The sequence below is a fragment of the Pseudomonas sp. H1h genome, from assembly GCF_000633255.1.
GTDB lineage: Bacteria > Pseudomonadota > Gammaproteobacteria > Pseudomonadales > Pseudomonadaceae > Aquipseudomonas.
The window spans coordinates 161,358-181,207 of the sequence record NZ_AYMJ01000001.1; the positions used below are offsets into that span (position 1 = coordinate 161,358).

Here is a 19,850-nt window from a genome sequence, read left to right on the forward strand (position 1 = left end):
ACGGTGAAGCATCAAGCGTTTTACGCAAATGCCATTAGCCCGGCTGAGGGCCGGGCTTAGGCAAGAAGCTTGCTACGAACGTCTGCGTATTAGTACAGACGAACGGCGCGGCGCTGTTCGCGCTGAACTTTCTTGGCGTGACGCTTAACAGCGGCTGCTGCTTTGCGCTTACGCTCAGAAGTTGGCTTCTCGTAAAATTCGCGGCTACGAACTTCAGCCAGTACACCGGCTTTTTCGCAGGAGCGCTTGAAACGACGCAGAGCTACGTCGAAGGGTTCGTTCTCTTTAACTTTGACGGCTGGCATCCAGAGCTACCTTCATTCATTACCGGGGTCAACATCCTCGCGGCAAAAGAGCACTTGAAGACGTCGGTTTTTAAGGGTTGCGGATGTTAACCCCTCATCGCTCGGAATGCAAAGCCTCTGATCGAAAACCGCTGGTCGGGGCATCACGCGGCGACTATTATGCGCGCCTTCGAATTCAGCCTAAACAAGGCGCAAACCCATGCTAGTACTGGGATTAGAAACTTCCTGCGACGAAACCGGCGTCGCATTATATGACAGTGAGCGCGGCCTGCTGGCCGACGCGCTATTCAGTCAGATCGACCTGCACCGTGCCTATGGCGGTGTGGTACCGGAGCTGGCCTCGCGTGACCACGTCAAACGCATGCTGCCCTTGATTCGTCAGGTGTTGGCTGAAGCCGACTGCGTGCCGACCGAGATCGATGCTATCGCCTATACCGCAGGTCCTGGACTGGTCGGGGCGCTGCTGGTCGGTGCTTCTTGCGCCCAGGCGCTGGCGTTTGCCTGGGGTATTCCGGCGCTCGGTGTGCACCACATGGAAGGTCATTTACTGGCGCCGATGCTGGAGCCAAAACCGCCAGAATTCCCGTTCGTCGCTTTGTTGGTTTCCGGTGGTCATACCCAGCTGGTTCAGGTCGATGGCATTGGCCAATACAGCCTGCTCGGAGAGACCCTCGACGATGCCGCCGGCGAAGCGTTCGACAAGACTGCAAAAATGATGGGTCTCAATTATCCGGGCGGACCGGAAATCGCCAAGTTGGCGGAGAAGGGCGTTGCAGGACGTTTTACTTTCCCGCGTCCGATGTGTGATCGCCCGGGTCTGGATTTCAGCTTCAGCGGTCTGAAGACCTTCGCTCTTAACACCTGGCAGCAATGCGTCACCGCCGGGGACGACAGCGAGCAAGCCCGTTGCGACATCGCGCTGGCGTTCCAGCAGGCGGTGGTGGAGACTTTGACCATCAAGTGCAAACGCGCCCTGAAACAGGCCGGCATGAAGCGTCTGGTGATCGCTGGCGGCGTCAGCGCCAACAAGGCGTTGCGTGTTTCGCTGGAAAAGATGCTCGGCGATATGAAGGGCGATGTGTTCTACGCCCGTCCCGAGTTCTGCACCGACAATGGCGCGATGATCGCGTTTGCCGGTTGCCAGCGTCTGCAGGCTGGTCAGCAGGAAAGCCTGGCGATCAGCGTGCAGGCGCGCTGGCCGATGGAGCAGCTGTCGGCGTTGTGATGAGCGGCGCTCATGAGCGGTATTTAAAAATGCCGTTCGCGCCCGGCAAACAGGTCGCGTAGATTGCCGCGGTGGCGCCAGACGATCAGTAGCGTCAACGCGCTCATTGGCAGCAGCGCTTCCGGTTCCTGCCAAGCCAGCAATGGCAGGGTCAGGGGCGTGGCGATCAATGCCGCCAGCGAGCTGGTACGGGTCAGGTAGAACGTCAGCAGCCAGGCGCATACCGCCAACAGCGCGGCGGGCGGATACAGGCCCAGCAGCATGCCGGCAGCCGTGGCAACGCCTTTGCCGCCGCGAAAACGGAAATACAGCGGGAACAGGTGACCGATCACGGCGCACACGCCGATCCAGGCCTGATCCTGCAGCGAAAGGCCCATGGCCGCTGCGATCAGCACCGGCAACAGGCCTTTGCACAGATCACCGAGCAGGGTCAGGATCGCAAGTTTGCGGCCGGCCAGGCGCAGCATGTTGGTGGCGCCGGCATTACCCGAGCCACTCATTCGCGGGTCCGGGTTTCCGGTCAGGCGGCTGAGCAAAATGGCGAAGGACAGCGAGCCGAGCAGGTAGGCGAGAGTCGCCAGTAACCAAAACATGCTAACTATTCCGGGCGAGGACGCCCTGATTCTAACGGCGCATTGCGCCCTTGTCGTGCAGCGGAGAAAAGTGCTTGGACAGAGTGTTTATCGAGGGCCTGGAAGTCGACACCGTGATCGGTGCCTACGACTGGGAGCGCGGCATCCGACAGTGTCTGCGTCTTGATCTGAGCTTCGCCTGGGACAATCGCCCGGCCGCGGCTGGTGACGACCTGACGCTGGCGCTCGATTACGCCAGCGTTTCTACGCGCATCCAGGCCTTTGCCGAGCAGGCGCAATTTCAGTTGGTCGAGACCTTCGCCGAGCGATTGGTCGAAGTGCTGATGGCCGAATTCAAGATCACCTGGGTTCGTCTGAAACTGACCAAGCCAGGCGCCGTGCCGGCAGCCAAGGGTGGTGTGGGTGTGGAGATCGAGCGCGGATGTCGCTGACTCAGGTTTACCTTGGGCTCGGTAGCAATATCGAGCGTGATACCCATTTGCGCGCCGGGCTCGACGCTTTGGCGACATTCCTCGTGGATATCCGCTGTTCGGCGGTGTTCGAGAGCCAGCCGGTGGGGATCAAAAGCGGGCCGTTCTTCAACTTCGTGGTCTCGGCGTTTACCGATCTGCCGTTGATGGAGCTGGATCGGCGCCTGAAATACATCGAGGCCGATAACGGTCGCTATGCACCGGACCGCAAGGGTTTGCCGCTGGATATCGACGTGCTGTTGTACGGCGACCTGACGGGTAACTTTGACGGTTTGATCCTGCCGCGTGCCGAAATTCTGAAAAATGCTTTTGTGCTGTGGCCGCTGTCGCTGATTGCGCCGGATCGGGTGCATCCGGGTGTGGGAAAAAGCTTCGCGACGTTGTGGGCCGAGGCGCAGATTGATCAGGTGTTGGCGCCGGTCGGGTTTGAATGGCGCGGGCAGCAACTCACGCCTTCGGATCTTCGTTGAGTTGACTGCCGCCTTCGCCAGCAAGCCCGCTCCCACATTTGGAATGTATTTCCCTTGTGGGAGCAGGCTTGCTCGCGAAGCTTTTCAGGCTGACGCCGTGTCTTTATAGGTCTTCAGCGCTTTCAGTCGCTCGCGCTTCAGCGCTTCGCCCAGTTCCGGCCCTCTGAATCCCTTCTCCAGCAACGGCTGTACCGCGACTTCCCGTGCTACTTTCGCCGCGCCGCGCAAATAATCTGCCTGTGGATAACTGCGCTGTTCCAGTCCCTTGCGGCCGCGAGCATCCATCTCGCACGCGACGATGAACTCCTCAAAGCGCTGCGGACGGCGATAAACGTCGAAGCTCTGCAGTAACTCCAGCAAGGTCGACGCCTTCAGTTCCAGGGCGCGGTGGCCGTGCGTGTGATATTGGCCGACCAGCAGTGCCAGGTCCTGACAATCTTTCGGTGCCTTGAAACGTTCGTTGACCGCTTTGATCAGCTTCAGCCCTTTGTGTTCATGCGCGATGTGCCGTGGCCACTCTTCCTCCGGAGTCAGGCCTTTGCCGAGGTCATGCAGCAGGCAGGCCCAGCGCACGGTCAGCGGCTGTTGGTGCTGCGCCGCTTGTTCGAGCACGCTCAGGGTGTGGATGCCGCTGTCGATTTCCGGGTGATGGGCCTCCGGCTGCGGTACGCCGAACAGTGCGTCTACCTCTGGCATCAAGACCTTCAGTGCGCCGCAGTCGCGCAATGTCTGGATGAATACGTGTGGCTGATCTTCCATCAATGCCCGGGAAATCTCCTTCCAGCTGCGTTCGGCGGTCAGGGCTTCAAGTTCGCCGGATTCGCTGAGCTGACGCATCAGTTCGAGGGTCTCCGGAGCGACGGTAAACCCCAGCGCGGCGTAGCGAGCGGCAAAGCGCGCTACACGCAATACCCTAAGGGGATCTTCGGCAAACGCCGGGGAAACATGGCGCAGAATTCGATTTTCGAGGTCGCGCTGGCCATGATAGGGATCCGTCAGATTCTGCTGGCCGTCCTCGGCCATCGCATTGATCGTCAGGTCGCGGCGAATGAGGTCTTCTTCAAGGGTGACTTCGGGGCTGGCGTGAAAAGTGAAGCCGCCATAACCACGGCCGCTTTTACGCTCGGTGCGGGCGAGGGCGTATTCTTCGCCGGTCCCGGGATGAAGGAATACCGGAAAATCTGCGCCGACCGGGCGAAATCCCTTGGTGAGCATCTCTTCTGTCGTGGCACCGACCACCACCCAATCGATATCGGTAACCGGTAGCCCGAGCAAGCGGTCGCGTACCGCGCCGCCGACCTTGTAAATCTGCATAAAAAACCTCCGTTGGCCCGACAGAATAACCCTTGCGCCGGACTTTCGGAGGCCAAAACCGGATCAAAGATGAATCACGGCCAGATCAAGCCTGCCGTAATCCCCTTCGCTGTGTTCACTGCGTGGCGGTACGTGGTGGGTTTTCATGATCTGGTCGCCTTGCAGGGTTTCCAGGTGAATGTCGAAGCCCCACAACCGGTGCAGATGTTTCAGTACCTCGTCGGTGGAGTCGCCCAGTGGTTTGCGGTCGTGCTGCTGATGGCGCAGGGTCAGGGAACGGTCGCCGCGCCGGTCGATGCTGTAGATCTGCACGTTTGGTTCACGATTGCCGAGGTTGTACTGTGCGGCCAGGGTTTCACGGATGATCCGGTAACCGGTTTCGTCATGGATCGCCGGTACCAGCAAGTCGTCCTTCTGGTCGTCATCGAGGATGCTGAACAACTTCAGATCGCGGATCACTTTCGGTGACAGGTACTGCAGGATGAAGCTCTCATCCTTGAAGCTGCTCATGGCGAACTTGATGGTCGAAAGCCAGTCCGTGCCGGCAATGTCCGGGAACCAGCGGCGGTCTTCCTCGGTAGGTTCTTCGCACATGCGCCGGATATCGCGGTACATCGCAAAGCCCAGTGCGTAAGGGTTGATGCCGCTGTAATAGGGGCTGTCGAAGCCTGGCTGAAACACCACGCTGGTGTGCGAGGTGAGGAATTCCATCATGAAGCCGTCAGTCACCAGGCCTTCGTCGTACAGATCGTTCATCAACGTGTAGTGCCAGAACGTTGCCCAGCCTTCGTTCATCACCTGGGTCTGGCGCTGTGGATAGAAATACTGGGCAATCTTGCGCACGATCCGCACGATTTCCCGCTGCCACGGCTCCAGCAGCGGGGCGTGTTTCTCGATGAAATACAGGATGTTTTCCTGCGGTTCGGCCGGGAAGCGTGCGTTGTCCTTGTCGCTGTATTTGTCCGCACCTTTGGGAATGGTGCGCCACAGATCGTTGATCTGTTTCTGCATGTGCTCTTCGCGGTCCTTTTGCCGCCGGCGTTCTTCCTCGGCGGATATCGGATACGGGCGTTTGTAGCGGTCGACGCCGTAGTTCATCAGGGCGTGGCAGGAGTCGAGCAGGTCCTCTACGGCATCGATGCCGTGGCGTTCCTCGCACTGCATGATGTACTGCTTGGCGAACACCAGGTAATCGATGATCGAACTGGCATCGGTCCAGGTGCGGAACAGATAGTTGCCCTTGAAGAAGCTGTTGTGGCCGTAGCACGCGTGAGCCACCACCAGCGCCTGCATGCAGATGGTGTTTTCTTCCATCAGGTAGGCAATGCACGGGTCCGAATTGATCACGATCTCGTAGGCCAGCCCCATCTGCCCGCGACTGTAGGATTTCTCGGTGCTGAGGAAGTGTTTGCCGTAGGACCAGTGGTGATACCCCAGCGGCATGCCGACCGAAGCATAGGCATCCATCATCTGTTCGGCGGTGATCACTTCGATCTGGTTGGGATAGGTATCCAGGGCGTAGCGATCGGCGAGCCGGCTGATCTCGCGGTCGTAGGCCTGAATCAGCTCGAATGTCCATTCGGAGCCGGTGGAAATGGGTTGGCGTTTCTGCTCTTTGGCGGTCATGTCACTAACCTGCGCTGGAAGAGTTCACGGAAGACCGGATAAATATCCCCGGCCGAGACCAGCTGCTGCTGGGCAAACGTGTCGGAAAAGGCTTCGGCGATGCGTTCGTATTCGTACCAGAGGGCCTGGTGTTCGCGCGGGGTGATCTCCACATAAGTGTAGTACTGCACAAACGGCATGATCTGATTGATCAGTATGTCGCGGCAGATCGGCGAGTCATCGTTCCAGTTGTCGCCGTCGGAAGCCTGAGCGGCGTAGATGTTCCACTCGTTGCTCGGATAGCGCTCGGCCATGATCTCCTGCATCAGTTTCAACGCGCTGGAAACGATGGTGCCGCCGGTTTCCCGCGAATAGAAGAACTCCTCTTCGTCCACTTCCCGGGCGCTGGTGTGGTGACGGATGAAGACTACGTCGATCTTGTCGTAGTTACGCTTCAAGAACAGATACAACAGGATGAAAAAGCGCTTGGCAATGTCCTTGGTGGCCTGGGTCATGGAGCCGGAAACGTCCATCAGGCAGAACATCACTGCCTTGGAGCTGGGGTTGGGTTGCTTGATCAGCAGGTTGTACTTGAGGTCGAACGTGTCGAGGAACGGCACGCGATGGATGCGTGCGCTGAGTTTCTCGATTTCGGCTTCGAGTTCCTGAATATCGCCGAAGTTGTCCGGCTCTTCGCGTTTGAGTCGCGCCAGTTCCTCTTTGGCTTCGCGCAGCTTGGCGCGGCTGCTGCCGGACAGCGCAATGCGCCGGGCATGAGCCGAGCGCAGGGTTCGGATAATGTTGATCCGCGAGGGATTGCCTTCGTTGCTGATCCCGGCGCGCACGGTCTTGAAGGTGTCGGTGCCGCTGAGGTTACGTTTCACCAGATTAGGGAGTTCAAGGTCTTCGAACATGAATTCGAGGAATTCTTCCTGGGTGATCTGGAAGACGAATTCGTCCATGCCCTCGCCGGAGTTGCCAGCCTTGCCCGGCCCGCGTCCGCCACCACCCCCCGGTGGCCTGGCGATGTGCTCGCCGGCGGTGAATTCCTTGTTGCCGGGGTGAACCACGGTCTGCTTGCCGCCGCGCCCGTGGTGAAGCACCGGTTCGTCGATGTCGCGACCGGGAATGCTGATCTGTTCGCCGTGCTCCATGTCAGTGATGGAGCGCCGGCTGACCGCCTCTTCGACGGCCTTCTTGATGTGATCACGGTAACGCCGCAGGAAACGCTGGCGGTTCACCGTGCTCTTGTTCTTGCCATTGAGGCGTCGGTCGATCACATAGCTCATAGGAGGCCCTCCGGGCAGCTTCAAGTTGTGAGCTGCGAGCTGCAAGTAGAAGCACAGCGTTCACGCTTTTCCCTGCAGCTCGTAGCTTGAGGCTTGTAGCTGTTTTACTGCGATTTCCGGACCCGTAGGTACCATTCGGACAGCAGTCGTACCTGTTTGTCGGTGTAGCCGCGCTCGACCATTCGAGTAACGAAGTCGTTGTGTTTCTGTTGATCCTCTTTGCTGGCCTTGGCATTGAAGCTGATGACTGGCAGCAGGTCTTCGGTGTTCGAGAACATTTTCTTCTCGATGACCACCCGCAGTTTTTCGTAGCTGAGCCAGGTCGGGTTCTTGCCGTTGTTGTTGGCCCGGGCGCGCAGCACGAAGTTGACGATTTCGTTGCGGAAATCCTTCGGATTGCTGATGCCGGCCGGTTTCTCGATTTTTTCCAGTTCCTCGTTCAACGCGACGCGGTTGAGGATCTCGCCGGTTTCCGGATCGCGGTATTCCTGATCCTGAATCCAGAAGTCCGCGTACAGCACGTAGCGGTCGAAGATGTTTTGACCGTATTCGCTGTAAGACTCCAGGTATGCGGTCTGGATTTCCTTGCCAATGAATTCGATATAACGCGGTGCCAGGTACTCCTTGAGATAGCGCAGATAACGCTCGCGGGTCTCGGCCTGGAATTGTTCCTGTTCGATCTGCTGTTCCAGCACATAGAGCAGGTGCACCGGGTTGGCGGCGATTTCATGCGGATCGAAGTTGAACACTTTGGACAGGATCTTGAACGCAAAGCGGGTCGACAGGCCGTTCATGCCCTCGTCGACGCCGGCCGAGTCGCGGTATTCCTGAATCGATTTGGCTTTCGGATCGGTGTCCTTGAGGTTTTCCCCGTCGTAGACGCGCATCTTCGAATAGATGTTGGAGTTTTCCGGCTCCTTGAGGCGTGACAGCACAGTGAACTGCGCCAGCATCTTCAGTGTGTCGGGCGCGCAGTGGGCCTTGGCCAGGGAGCTGTTGAACAGCAGCTTGTCGTAAATCTTCACCTCGTCGCTGACCCGCAGGCAGTACGGTACTTTGACGATGTAGATCCGGTCGATGAAGGCTTCGTTGTTCTTGTTGTTGCGGAAGGTGTGCCACTCCGATTCGTTGGAGTGGGCGAGCAGAATCCCGGTGAACGGAATGGCGCCAAGACCTTCGGTACTGTTGTAGTTGCCTTCCTGAGTGGCGGTCAGCAACGGGTGCAGCACCTTGATCGGTGCCTTGAACATTTCGACGAATTCCATCAGGCCCTGGTTGGCCCGGCACAGCGCACCGGAGTAGCTGTAGGCGTCGGCGTCGTTCTGTGGGTATTCCTCGAGTTTGCGGATGTCGACCTTGCCGACCAGAGCGGAAATGTCCTGGTTGTTCTCGTCGCCCGGTTCGGTCTTGGCCACGGCGATCTGGTTGAGGATCGACGGGTACAGCTTGACCACGCGGAACTGGCTGATATCGCCGCCAAATTCGGCCAGGCGCTTGGTTGCCCAAGGCGACATGATGGTGTTCAGGTAGCGCCGTGGGATGCCGAAGTCTTCCTCGAGGATCGCGCCATCTTCGGTGGCGTTGAACAGACCCAGGGGTGATTCGAATACCGGCGAGCCCTTGATCGCGTAGAAGGGCACTTTTTCCATCAACTGTTTCAGCTTCTCGGCCAGCGACGATTTACCGCCACCGACGGGGCCGAGCAGATAGAGGATCTGTTTCTTCTCTTCCAGACCTTGGGCGGCATGGCGGAAATACGAGACGATCTGGTCGATGCATTCTTCCATCCCGTGGAAGTCTTCAAAGGCCGGATAGCGACGAATCACCTTGTTGGAGAAGATCCGCGACAGCCGTGAGTTGGTCGACGTGTCGAGCAGCTCGGGTTCGCCAATTGCCATCAATAGACGCTCGGCGGCGGAAACGTAAGCGCTGCGGTCCTTTTTGCACAGCTCCAGGTACTCCTGCAGCGAGAGTTCTTCCTGGCGTGTGGACTCGAAGCGTTGTTGGAAGTGGCTAAAGATACTCATGACGTCACCTCGCTCGATACGTGGAGCCGACGCCGGATCACTCAGTCGATGCTGGCAAGCAGCCGCGGTGGCCGCTTGTTTACCCCCCAGAACACTTTCGCGGTCGACAACCTTGAAAGTCACTCCCGATGACCCGTGCGCCGGTGTACCGGCTCTCCCCTGTTTTGGATGGCCTGGGCTTAAGGATAGTTGGGAATTCGGGAGGTAAAGGCGAGATACGCAATTAGTTGTCGCAGACCGTTCGTCTGCCGCGCGCAGGCCCACGGCAGCCGGGGCCTGCACGTGACAAAAAAATTATTCGGCGGTGCCTTGCGCGGTTTCCGCAGGATAAGTCGTACGCCACAACTCGAAGCCGCCATCCATGCTGTAGACGTCGGAGAAGCCCTGACTGATCAGGTAGGCGGCCGCGTTCTGACTGGAATTGCCGTGATAGCAGACCACCACCAGTGGTGCGTCGAGATCGGCGTTGCGGATGAATTCCGAGATCGAATGGTTATCCAGATGGGTCGAGCCGGCGATGTGCAGTGCGGCGTAGGTTTGCGGGTCGCGGATATCGACCACCACCGCACCTTGCTCACGCAGGGCCTGGGCCTGTTCCGGGGGGATTCGTTTGAATTCGCTCATGGCGGGTTCCTGTAGCTCGGCAGAATGCGCAGTCTAACGCGGGGCGTTGACTGGCGACGTTTCGGGGATAAGTGGTGCGACGGTTGGCGCAATGTCACCGTGTTCATCGCATTTGCACGACACGCGCTCGCCACTGTCGACGTTCATCAGTGTCAGGCTGCCGCCCCAGACACACCCGGTGTCCAGTGCCGAGATGCCCGGTTCGTGGACATCGCCTTCGAGTGCAGCCCAGTGGCCGAAGATGATCCGTAAACCACGGGTCTTGCGCTCTTTGTGCTGGAACCACGGCTTGTAGCCTGGCGGTGCGGTGTCGAGGCCTTCCTTGCTCTTGAGATCGAGTTTGCCCTCGGCGGTGCAGAAGCGCATGCGGGTGAAATAGTTGGTGATGACGCGCAGGCGGGTGACGCCTTTGAGGTCGTTGTCCCATTTGGCGGGTTCATTGCCGTACATGCCGTCAAGAAACGCCGGGAGCAGATTGTCATCGTGCAAAGCCGTTTCCACTTCGCCAGCGCACTTCAAGGCACGACGAAGCGACCATTGCGGCGGAATGCCGGCGTGAACCATGACGACATCGCGCTGCTCATCGTAGTGCATCAGCTTTTGCTGGCGCAGCCACTCAAGCAGTACAGGGCCGTCGGGTGCTTCGAGGATCTCGCGCAGGGTGTCGGACTTTTTCAAGCGCTCGACGTGCCTGCTGACAGCCAGCAGGTGCAGGTCATGATTGCCGAGCACACAGACCAGCGACTCGCGCATGCCATAGAGAAAACGCAGGGTTTCCAGCGATTGTGGCCCACGGTTGACCAGATCGCCGACCAGCCAGAGTCGATCGCGCGCCGGGTCGAACGCCACTTGCCTGAGCAGGCACTTGAGCGGTTCGAGACAGCCTTGCAGATCACCTACGGCATACGTCGTCATCAGTGCAGGGCTCCTGGGACGGCGAGACGGAAGGGCTTGATGATTGCGTCGAAATGTTTGCCATCGGTGGCGACCATTTCGTAGGTGCCCTGCATGGTGCCGACTTTGGTGGTCATGACCGTGCCGCTGCTGTAAGTGTGGCTTTTGCCAGCGTCGATCAGCGGTTGCTGGCCGACGACGCCTGCGCCGCGAACCTCTTCGACATGTCCGTCGCCATCGGTGATCACCCAGTGTCGCGACATCAGGCGAGCGGGCTTCTCTCCATTGTTCTGCACGGTGATGGTGTAGGCGAAGGCGAAGCGGTCGTGCTCGGGTTGCGATTGGTCTGCCAGATAGTGGGTGACGACACTGACATCGACCTGGTAACGAGGATCGGACATGCAAAAGGGCCTTAAGCAAAGCGGAACGCGAGGCGTAGCTGATGGGGAATCAGTCTAGGCAAGTATCGGGCAGTAAACCAGAGTGGCGTCCTGCCCGATAGCGTTCATCGCCAGTCAGTCGGCGGCGGGAGCGGGGGCTTGCTCGCTGAGCTTGTCGGCCAGGCGCACGAACGCGGCCAGGTCCAGCTGCTCGGGACGCAGGCTGCCATCGACACCGGCGGCTTCGATCTCGGCGGCGGTCATCAATTGCTTGAGGGTGTTGCGCAGGGTCTTGCGACGCTGGTTGAAGGCTTCCCGAACGACGCGCTCGAGCAGGCGATGATCCTTGGCCGGATGCGGCAGTACTGCGTGCGGCACCAGGCGGACAATGGCCGAGTCGACCTTCGGCGGCGGGTTGAACGCACCCGGGCCAACGTTGAACAGGTGCTCTACGCGGCAGTGGTACTGAACCATGATCGACAGGCGACCCCAGTCACCGCCACCCGGGCCGGCCGCCAGACGCTCGACCACTTCCTTCTGCAGCATGAAGTGCATGTCGCGAATGATGCCGGCGTTGTTCAGCAGGTGAAAAATCAGCGGCGTGGAGATGTTGTAAGGCAGGTTGCCGACCACACGCAGGCTGTTCGGTGCCGCGTTGAGCGTGTTGAAGTCGAACTTCAGCGCGTCGCCCTGGTGCAGGTTGAAGTTGCTCTTGCCGGCGAACTGCTGGTTGAGGATCGGGATCAGGTCCTTGTCCAACTCCACCACGTCGAGTTGCGCGCCGGAGCTCAGCAGGCCGGCGGTCAGTGCGCCCTGGCCCGGGCCGATTTCCAGCATACGGTCGTCAGGCTTGGCGCTGATGGAGCGCAGGATGCGGTCGATGACGCCGGCATCGTGCAGGAAGTTCTGGCCAAAGCGTTTGCGCGCCTTGTGTTGGTATTGCTCGGTCATAAACGGGTCTCGGCCATCTGGTAGGCGGTTTCCAGGGCGACCTGCAGGCTGCCGGTGTCGATCTTGCCGCTGCCGGCCAGATCCAGGGCGGTGCCGTGATCGACCGAAGTACGAATGATCGGCAGGCCAAGGGTAATGTTGACCGCAGCGCCGAAGCCTTTGTACTTCAGCACGGGCAGCCCCTGGTCGTGGTACATCGCCAGCACTGCGTCGCAGTGCTCCAGATATTTGGGGGTAAACAGAGTGTCGGCAGGCAGCGGGCCACGAAGGTCCATGCCCTCGCCGCGCAGGCGCTCTAAGGTAGGTTCGATGATGTCGATTTCTTCATGGCCCAGGTGTCCGCCTTCACCGGCGTGCGGGTTGAGTCCGCAGACCAGGATGCGTGGCTGGGCAATGCCGAATTTATCTTGCAGGTCGGCGTGCAGAATCCGCGTGACCCGCTCCAGCCGCTCCGGGGTGATCGCATCGGCAATCTCGCGCAGGGGCAGGTGCGTGGTGACCAGCGCCACGCGCAGGCCGCGAGTGGCGAGCATCATTACCACTTGGGCGGTGTGGGTCAGGTCTGCGAGAAACTCGGTGTGCCCGGAGAACGGGATGCCGGATTCGTTGATCACACCCTTGTGTACCGGGGCGGTGATCATTGCGGCGAAATCGCCGTTCAGGCAGCCATTACCGGCGCGGGTCAGGGTTTCGAGGACGAATGCAGCGTTGGCCTTGTCCAGTTGCCCGGCAACCACGGGGGCGCTGAGCGGGGTGTCCCAGACGTAAAGGCTGCCTGCAGGTGCGGGTGCGTCCGGCCAATTGCCGGGCGCCACCTCCAACAAGTTGACGGCCAGCCCCAACTGCGTGGCCCGCTCAAGGAGCAGGTCGCGGCTGGTGATGGCAATCAAGGGGTGTGGCTGGGCGTGCGAGGCGAGCAGCAGGCACAGGTCGGGACCGATGCCGGCTGGTTCGCCGGGTGTCAGCGCGAAACGCTTGGGTTTCACTGCGCTGCCTGGTCTGCGCCAGGGAGTTTGATTTCTACGTAGGCTTCTTCACGAATCTGACGCAGCCAGTTTTGCAGCTCTTCATCGTATTTTTTGTTACGCAGAACAGTCATCGCCTGTTGCTCGCGAGCCTGCTCGGTGCTGTCGGTGGCGCGACGGCCAAGGACTTCCAGTACATGCCAGCCGTATTGGGTCTGGAATGGCTTGGACAGCTGACCTTGCGGGGTCTTGGCCATCACTTCGCGGAATTCCGGTACCAGCACGCTTGGATCGATCCAGTTCAGGTCGCCGCCGTTGAGCGCCGAGCCCGGGTCTTCGGAGTAGTTCTTCGCCAGTTCAGCGAAGTCTTCACCGGCCAGGATGCGATCGTACAGCGATTGCACCAGGGCTTTGGTTTTGGCTTCGTCACGGATCGGGCTTGGCTTGACCAGGATGTGGCGCACGTGCACCTCATCGCGCATCTGCGCTTCGCCACCGCGTTTGGCCAGCAACTTGAGGATGATGAAACCACCCGGGGTGCGTGCAGGCTGGGTGATGTCGCCAACGGCCATGCTGCTCAGCTCGCGGTCGAACGGCGGTGGCAGTTGCGCGGCTTTGCGCCAGCCCATGTCGCCGCCTTCCAGGGCGTTGTCGCTGCCGGACTTGGCAACGGCCAGTTGACCGAAGTCAGCGCCTTGCTTGAGTTGCTGGTAAACGTCCATGGCCTGACGGTAAGCGCTCTGAATGGCTTCAGAGCTGGCGCTTTCCGGCGTTGGAATCAGGATGTTGGCCAGGTGCAGTTCTTCGGACAGTTGCATCTTGCCCAGGTCCGAGGCGAGGAAGTTCTTCACTTCCTGCTCGGAGACCTGAATGCGTTCTGCCACGCGGCGCTGACGCACACGGCTGATGATCATTTCGCGCTTGATCTGGTCACGGGCGTCGTCATAGTTCAGACCGTCGTGAGCCAGGGCGGCGCGGAATTGATCCACGGTCATGTTGTTGCGCTGGGCGATAGTGCCGACAGCCTGGTTCAGCTCTTCATCGGTAATGCGGATGCCGGAACGCTCGCCGATCTGCAGTTGCAGGTTTTCGACGATCAGGCGCTCGAGCACCTGTTGATCCAGCACGCCCGGAGGCGGCATGCCGCCACCACGCTTGGCGATGGTCTGCTGAACTTCGTGGACACGCTGGTCCAGTTGGCTCTGCATGACTACGTCGTTATCAACGATCGCGACCACTTTATCGATGGATTGTACTGCGGCGTTGGCCGCAGTACCCAGGAACAGCGCGCCCAGCAGCAGCGGGCGCAGACAATCAGAAAGCTTGGTCTTCACGTTCACGATAACCTTGAATGCCTTTGTCGAGGAAGCTCTCTACCTTGGCGCCAGTCAGGCCGCCGAGTCCCTTCAGAACAATTTGGAGGAAGACGCCGTGGTCGCCTTTTTCGTTTTGCGGGGCATCCTGACTGAACTCGTCATAAGACACCCAGTAACGGTTGATCAGGCGCAGTTTCCAGCAGCAGTTGTCGTACTCGAAACCACCGAACGCTTCCAGCGTACGGTTGCGGTTGTAGTCGTACTGCCAGCGGCTGATGGCGTTCCATTGCGGCACGATCGGCCAGATGACCGAGAAGTCGTGCTGCTGGATCTTGTAGTAGTCCTTGATGAAGCCCGGCTTGCCCGCTTCGCCGTAGTCACCGCCGATACTCCACTTGCCGGTGCTCTGGTCGTAACGAACCTGGTCATTGCGATAGCGGTAACCCGCGTTGATGACCTTGTTCGGGTTGTCTTCAGGCTGATAGTGGAACATCGCACTGCCGGAGCGTGGGCTGCGGCTGTCCGGATCCCAGTTGTAGTCGGCAGTGGTGCGCCAGTCGCGGTTCCAGCGATATTCGTATTCCAGCGCGTATGGCGACACATTGGATTGCGCGTCATCGCGGGTCTTTGGATCAATGCCTGGCAGTTGTACTTCACGATTCTTGAAGTAGTAAGCCTGGCCGACGCTGATGCGTTGACGTTCGAAGCCATTGTCTTCGATCCAGCGGCTGGTTACGCCCAGCGACAGTTTGTTCTCGTCGCCGACACGGTCGGAGCCCGAGAAACGGTTGTCACGGAACAGCGAAGCGTAGTTGAAGGTGTATTCACTGGTGTCGAATACCGGAATGTCCTTCTGGTCTTCCTCAGGTACATAGAGGTAGAACAGACGAGGTTCCAGCGTCTGACGGTAGTTCTTGCCGAAGTACGAGGTGTTGCGGTCGAAGTACAGGCCGCTGTCGATGCTGGCGATTGGTACGCCGCGATTCTGCGAGCTGCTGAACGACTCGCCGAGAGCGGAAGAGCCATTGCGGTTTGTTACCAGATCATTTTTGCCCTGGCCATCAAGGTCAAGATCGTACTGAGTGTATTGATACTTGAGCGATGGCTTCAGGAAACCATAGGTCCAGTTCATTGGCAGGCTGACACCTGGCTTCAGGTTCAGGCGGGTGCCATTAGCTCGGGCCAACCCGGACACGTTTTTGTCCAGTCGATCCGACAGGTTGCCGTTTTCATCAGAGAACTGGCCTGTTTTCAGATCACGATCAAACCGCACAACCTCGGTCTCGTAATCGAAATTCAAGCCTTCCGGGTGATACGGCAGCTGACCATTGAAGGTGATCTGCGGCAGACGACCATAAGGCGTGATGTTCGAAACGGTAGCGAGCTGGTACTGCTGAGCATTCAAGGTGGCGGTGTACGAGTCGCCACGGTAGGAAACCAGACCCTGCTGGTTCACGTAGTCGGCGCTCTTCACCCCGATCTGATCGGTGGTCAGGTCCTGGAAGTAGTACGGGTCGCTGATCTTGGTGTAGTCAACCTGGGTGTACACGCGGGAGTCGAGACCACCCTTGTGCTGCCAGTTGTACATGTAGCGATTCTTTTCGTAGTCGGTCTGCTTGCTGCGATCGGTATCTTCGTCGTTCAGATACGCAGCACCGAACTGACCTTCGCTGGACTTGGTCAGGTAACGGAACTCGCCTTCGACCAGCATGCCGCGCTTGCTCATGTAGCGCGGGTACAACGTGGCATCGTAGTTCGGCGCCAGGTTGAAGTAGTACGGGGTGACCAGCGTGAAGCCGGTATCGCTGCCGGTGCCGATGGTCGGCGGCAGGAAACCCGACTGGCGACGGTCGTCGATCGGGAAGTAGATGTACGGCGTGTACAGGATCGGAATGTCCTTGACCCGCAGCGTCACGTTGGTCGCGGTGCCGAAGCCGGTGGCAGGGTTCAGGGTGATGTTGTTGCCCTTGAGCTGCCAGGCGTTGCTGTTTGGTTCGCACGTGGTGTACGTGCCGTCCTTCAAGCGGATGATCGCGTTTTCGGCACGCTTGGCGTACAGCGCGTTACCGCGAATGCGCGATTTGTGCATCACGTATTCGGCGTTGTCGACCTTGGCTTCACCGGTGTCGAGCTGCACATCGGCGTGGTCGCCGACGATCAGCGCGCCGTTGTCGCGGATGCGTACGTCGCCGTTGAGTTCGGCGCGGCTCTCGGCCTGATACAGGCTGGCCTCGTCGGACTCGACCTGCATGCTGCCCTGACGCAGAACCACGTCGCCGGCCAGCGTACCCACCTGATCTTCGGTGTTGTAGCGCGAGGCCTTGGCGCCGATAAAGGTCGGTGCGTCACTTTTATTCGTCTTGTCATTCATGCCAGGACGAATCGGTTCGATATAGGAACCAGAGCAGTAAGGACCGGTCTCGGCCAATTGGGCGGCGGTGAGCTTCTCGCGCGGAACCCAGTCGAGGTGACTGTAGTCTTCGCTACGGGATTTCAGGCCGCGGCCCTTGGCTTCGGTGACCAGCGCAGGTTTGGCGCCGGTGTCGGAAGTGGAACCGTTCTGGGCCGGGGCTTCGCCAGCGGCGCTGACGGCGCTGCCGTCATGTACCGGACGCGGCGGCAATGCAGCGGCCGGCGCCTTTGGCGCACACGCCCAGCCACCCGTTGCCGAGACGGCGCAGTCATACTGCTCGGCGGCAACAACGAATTGGCTGGCCAGAGGTTGCATAGCCAGCAGACTGCCGGTTACCAACAACGGAAATTTTTTACGAAACGCGGGGGATTTCAATGCCATCTTATTAGTCCGGGCTTCCTGCGTGCCATCTGCCCGCGGTGTGGGCCGCACGCCTCTCGATGGTCTGAAAAAGATGCTGGATAATAAAGCATGACCCGCTTGACGGCTAGCGCCGTCGGAGACCCTTGCAATGCCTGACCAAGATGTACGCTTGCAACACCTGAAAGTTTGGCTCGATGAGCAGTTGGCAATCCTGTTTGCAGATCAAGGCTGGGGCACCGTGCCCCCGGCCACGTTGACCGCGGCCAGCAGTGACGCGAGTTTCCGGCGTTATTTTCGCTGGGAAGGCGAGGGCCGCAGCTTCGTCGTGATGGACGCGCCGCCCCCTCAGGAAAACTGCAAACCGTTCGTGGATATCGCGTTTTTGCTGGCGAAATCCGGAATTAACGTGCCGAAAATTTATGCTGAAGACCTCGAACGCGGATTTCTTTTGCTCAATGACCTGGGCAACAAGACCTATCTGGACGTGATCGACAGCGAAAATGCCGACGCTTTGTTCAGCGATGCCCTGCAGGCACTGTTGGCTTTTCAGCAATTGCCGATGGTGGCGCCGCTGCCGAGTTACGACGTCGCACTGCTGCGTCGCGAGCTGGAACTGTTCCCCGAGTGGTACGTGAAGCGCGAACTCGGTATCGAGTTCGACGCGGCACAGCAACAGCAATGGCAAGCCGTCAGCGAACTGCTGATCGACAGCGCCCTGGCCCAGCCGAAAGTGCTGGTACACCGCGACTACATGCCGCGCAACCTGATGCTCAGCGAGCCGAATCCAGGCGTGCTCGATTTCCAGGATGCGGTGTATGGCCCGGTGACCTACGACGTGACCTGTCTGTTCAAGGACGCGTTCCTCAGCTGGCCTGAAGAGCGTGTGCGTGGCTGGCTGGAAACTTATTGGCAGCAAGCCGCCGCGCTGAACATCCCGGTGCAGGCGGATTTCGAAGACTTCCTGCGTGCCAGTGACCTGATGGGCGTGCAGCGCCACTTGAAAGTCATCGGCATCTTTGCCCGCATTTGCCATCGCGATGGCAAACCGCGTTATCTGGCCGACGTGCCGCGTTTCTTTGCTTATATAGAAGCGGTGCTCGTGCGCCGTCCTGAACTGGCGGATCTGCAGGCGCTGCTCGCCAGTCTGCGTGGCGGAGTGACTGCATGAAGGCAATGATTCTGGCGGCAGGCAAGGGCGAGCGCATGCGCCCGCTGACCCTGACCACCCCCAAGCCGCTGGTGCGCGCTGGCGGCGTGCCATTGATCGAGTATCACCTGCGCGCGCTGGCCGCGGCGGGTTTCAGCGAAATCGTGATCAACCATGCCTGGCTCGGCCAGCAGATCGAGGATTACCTGGGCGATGGTTCGCAGTTTGGTGTGAGCATTCAGTACTCGCCGGAAGGCGAGCCGCTGGAAACCGGCGGCGGGATTTTCCGGGCCTTGCCGTTGCTCGGTGACGATGCCTTTCTGGTGGTGAACGGTGACATCTGGACCGATTACGACTTCAGCGTGCTGCATCAACCGATCAACGGTCTGGCCCATCTGGTGCTGGCGGACAATCCGGCCCATCACCCGAGCGGCGATTTCACCTTGGTCAACGGTCAGGTGATCGATGGCCAGCCGGACGCGCCAACCCTGACCTACAGCGGCATCGCGGTCCTGCATCCGCAATTGTTCGATGGCTGCCCGGAAGGCGCGTTCAAGCTTGCGCCACTGCTGCGCAACGCGATGGCAGAAGGACAGGTCACGGGCGAGCGCCTGAAAGGTCACTGGGTCGATGTCGGTACGCATGAGCGTCTGGCCGAAGCTGAAGCATTGATAAAAGCGAGTCGTTGATATGTTGTGGCCAGGGACTCTGATTGGAGCCGGAGCGGGTTTTGCAATTGCCAGCATTCCGGGGGCCATGCTTGGGGCTTTGCTGGGACAGGCGCTGGATCGGCGCCTGCACTTGCAGAGCTGGGGACATCTGCGGGAAAAACTTGGTGGTCGGCCGATGTTGCGCAACGACGAACTGTTGTTCGTGTTGCTCGGGCGTCTGGCCAAGAGTGATGGACGGGTGACGGACGGCCATATCCAGCAGGCGCGCAATGAAATGAACGCGCTGGAGATGAGCGAGCCGGCACGGCGTCGGGCGATTGCCGCGTTCAATCGCGGCAAATCCGGCGGCGACCACCTGCGCGGTTATCTGCGGCGCCTGAGTGCTCAGCCCCATGCGGCCGAAGGCGTGTTGCGTGCCTGCTGGCGCATGGTCTGGGCCGACGGCCGCGCCGGCGTCAGCGAGCGTGAACTGTTGGCGCAGTGGGGCAAGTGGCTGGGTTGGACAACGCATCAGATACAGGCGCTGGCCAGCGACTACGAGCCGAACAAGCGCCCGATTGTCAGTGCGGCGGTGAGCTATCAGGAAGCGATGCGCCTGCTCGGCGTGTCGGCGACCAGCGAGCCGGCGCAGATCAAACGAGCCTACCGGCGCCTGCTCAGTCGGCATCATCCGGACAAGATTGCCGGCAGCGGTGCGACGCCGGAACAGGTGCGCGAGGCGACCGAGAAAACTCGCGAGCTGCACAATGCGTTTACGCTGATTCGGGCGCGGCGGGATTTTCGCTGATCGTTAACGCTGAGTTGTTGATGAGGGCCTCTTCGCGAGCA

At 59.7% G+C, this 19,850-nt stretch carries 19 protein-coding genes; 6 read left to right on the plus strand and 13 right to left on the minus strand.

Annotation, left to right across the window (positions count from 1 at the left end; all coding sequences use genetic code 11):
- Nucleotides 1–89: 89 nt before the first annotated feature.
- Nucleotides 90–305: a 30S ribosomal protein S21 gene (gene rpsU / locus U862_RS0100715; protein WP_002551877.1), complete on the minus strand. Its 216-nt coding sequence runs from the start codon at nt 303–305 to the stop codon at nt 90–92.
- Nucleotides 306–504: 199 nt separating this feature from the next.
- On the opposite strand from rpsU, the gene tsaD reads away from it, so the two are divergent.
- Nucleotides 505–1,530, plus strand: a complete 1,026-nt coding sequence (gene tsaD / locus U862_RS0100720; RefSeq protein WP_025108644.1) for a tRNA (adenosine(37)-N6)-threonylcarbamoyltransferase complex transferase subunit TsaD — start codon at nt 505–507, stop codon at nt 1,528–1,530.
- Nucleotides 1,531–1,553: 23 nt separating this feature from the next.
- Here the strand turns inward: tsaD and plsY are convergent, their stop codons facing one another.
- Nucleotides 1,554–2,123, minus strand: coding sequence for a glycerol-3-phosphate 1-O-acyltransferase PlsY (gene plsY, locus U862_RS0100725; RefSeq protein WP_025108645.1), 570 nt, complete (start codon nt 2,121–2,123; stop codon nt 1,554–1,556).
- 74 nt (nt 2,124–2,197) lie between these two features.
- Here plsY and folB point away from each other — a divergent pair, with 74 nt between their 5' ends.
- Both folB and folK read left to right on the plus strand, forming a co-directional pair.
- Complete coding sequence (folB, locus tag U862_RS0100730; protein ID WP_016772885.1) at nt 2,198–2,554, plus strand: dihydroneopterin aldolase; 357 nt, start codon at nt 2,198–2,200, stop codon at nt 2,552–2,554.
- Nucleotides 2,545–3,063, plus strand: coding sequence for a 2-amino-4-hydroxy-6-hydroxymethyldihydropteridine diphosphokinase (gene folK, locus U862_RS0100735; protein ID WP_025108646.1), 519 nt, complete (start codon nt 2,545–2,547; stop codon nt 3,061–3,063). Before folB ends, folK begins: the two co-directional genes overlap by 10 nt.
- 84 nt (nt 3,064–3,147) lie before the next feature.
- Here folK and U862_RS0100740 read toward each other — a convergent pair whose 3' ends face one another.
- From U862_RS0100740 to U862_RS0100790, 11 genes are all read right to left on the minus strand, one after another.
- On the minus strand, nt 3,148–4,377 hold the full coding sequence (locus U862_RS0100740) for a multifunctional CCA addition/repair protein (RefSeq protein ID WP_025108647.1): 1,230 nt from the start codon (nt 4,375–4,377) through the stop codon (nt 3,148–3,150).
- A 63-nt stretch (nt 4,378–4,440) separates the two neighbouring features.
- On the minus strand, nt 4,441–6,003 hold the full coding sequence (locus U862_RS0100745; RefSeq protein ID WP_025108648.1) for a SpoVR family protein: 1,563 nt from the start codon (nt 6,001–6,003) through the stop codon (nt 4,441–4,443).
- On the minus strand, nt 6,000–7,271 hold the full coding sequence (locus U862_RS0100750) for a YeaH/YhbH family protein (protein ID WP_003228849.1): 1,272 nt from the start codon (nt 7,269–7,271) through the stop codon (nt 6,000–6,002). The genes U862_RS0100745 and U862_RS0100750 overlap by 4 nt, the downstream gene beginning before the upstream one ends.
- Before the next feature lie 104 nt (nt 7,272–7,375).
- Nucleotides 7,376–9,298, minus strand: a complete 1,923-nt coding sequence (locus tag U862_RS0100755; protein WP_003228848.1) for a PrkA family serine protein kinase — start codon at nt 9,296–9,298, stop codon at nt 7,376–7,378.
- A 294-nt stretch (nt 9,299–9,592) separates the two neighbouring features.
- Nucleotides 9,593–9,922 (minus strand): thiosulfate sulfurtransferase GlpE, encoded by a 330-nt coding sequence (gene glpE / locus U862_RS0100760; protein ID WP_025108649.1) that lies wholly within the window; start codon nt 9,920–9,922, stop codon nt 9,593–9,595.
- A gap of 33 nt (nt 9,923–9,955) precedes the next feature.
- Nucleotides 9,956–10,837, minus strand: coding sequence for a symmetrical bis(5'-nucleosyl)-tetraphosphatase (locus tag U862_RS0100765; RefSeq protein ID WP_025108650.1), 882 nt, complete (start codon nt 10,835–10,837; stop codon nt 9,956–9,958).
- Nucleotides 10,837–11,217 carry a Co2+/Mg2+ efflux protein ApaG gene (gene apaG / locus U862_RS0100770; RefSeq protein ID WP_025108651.1) on the minus strand — a complete coding sequence of 127 codons (381 nt, stop codon included), beginning with the start codon at nt 11,215–11,217 and terminating at the stop codon, nt 10,837–10,839. The genes U862_RS0100765 and apaG overlap by 1 nt, the downstream gene beginning before the upstream one ends.
- A gap of 114 nt (nt 11,218–11,331) precedes the next feature.
- Entirely contained in the window at nt 11,332–12,147 is an 816-nt protein-coding gene (gene rsmA, locus U862_RS0100775) for a 16S rRNA (adenine(1518)-N(6)/adenine(1519)-N(6))-dimethyltransferase RsmA (protein ID WP_025108652.1), read from the minus strand.
- Nucleotides 12,144–13,133: a 4-hydroxythreonine-4-phosphate dehydrogenase PdxA gene (gene pdxA / locus U862_RS0100780; RefSeq protein WP_025108653.1), complete on the minus strand. Its 990-nt coding sequence runs from the start codon at nt 13,131–13,133 to the stop codon at nt 12,144–12,146. The genes rsmA and pdxA overlap by 4 nt, the downstream gene beginning before the upstream one ends.
- Nucleotides 13,130–14,452, minus strand: coding sequence for a peptidylprolyl isomerase SurA (gene surA, locus U862_RS0100785; RefSeq protein WP_029977375.1), 1,323 nt, complete (start codon nt 14,450–14,452; stop codon nt 13,130–13,132). Before surA ends, pdxA begins: the two co-directional genes overlap by 4 nt.
- Nucleotides 14,427–17,222 carry an LPS-assembly protein LptD gene (locus U862_RS0100790; RefSeq protein WP_025108655.1) on the minus strand — a complete coding sequence of 932 codons (2,796 nt, stop codon included), beginning with the start codon at nt 17,220–17,222 and terminating at the stop codon, nt 14,427–14,429. Before U862_RS0100790 ends, surA begins: the two co-directional genes overlap by 26 nt.
- Before the next feature lie 130 nt (nt 17,223–17,352).
- Here U862_RS0100790 and U862_RS0100795 point away from each other — a divergent pair, with 130 nt between their 5' ends.
- The 3 genes from U862_RS0100795 to U862_RS0100805 are packed head-to-tail and all read left to right on the plus strand — an operon-like array spanning nt 17,353 to nt 19,809.
- A complete protein-coding gene (locus U862_RS0100795) occupies nt 17,353–18,372 on the plus strand; it encodes an aminoglycoside phosphotransferase family protein (RefSeq protein WP_025108656.1) in 1,020 nt (339 codons plus the stop codon).
- Nucleotides 18,369–19,040: an N-acetylmuramate alpha-1-phosphate uridylyltransferase MurU gene (gene murU / locus U862_RS0100800; RefSeq protein WP_025108657.1), complete on the plus strand. Its 672-nt coding sequence runs from the start codon at nt 18,369–18,371 to the stop codon at nt 19,038–19,040. Before U862_RS0100795 ends, murU begins: the two co-directional genes overlap by 4 nt.
- Nucleotide 19,041: 1 nt before the next feature.
- Complete coding sequence (locus tag U862_RS0100805; RefSeq protein ID WP_025108658.1) at nt 19,042–19,809, plus strand: TerB family tellurite resistance protein; 768 nt, start codon at nt 19,042–19,044, stop codon at nt 19,807–19,809.
- The last annotated feature ends 41 nt before the right edge of the window (nt 19,810–19,850 follow it).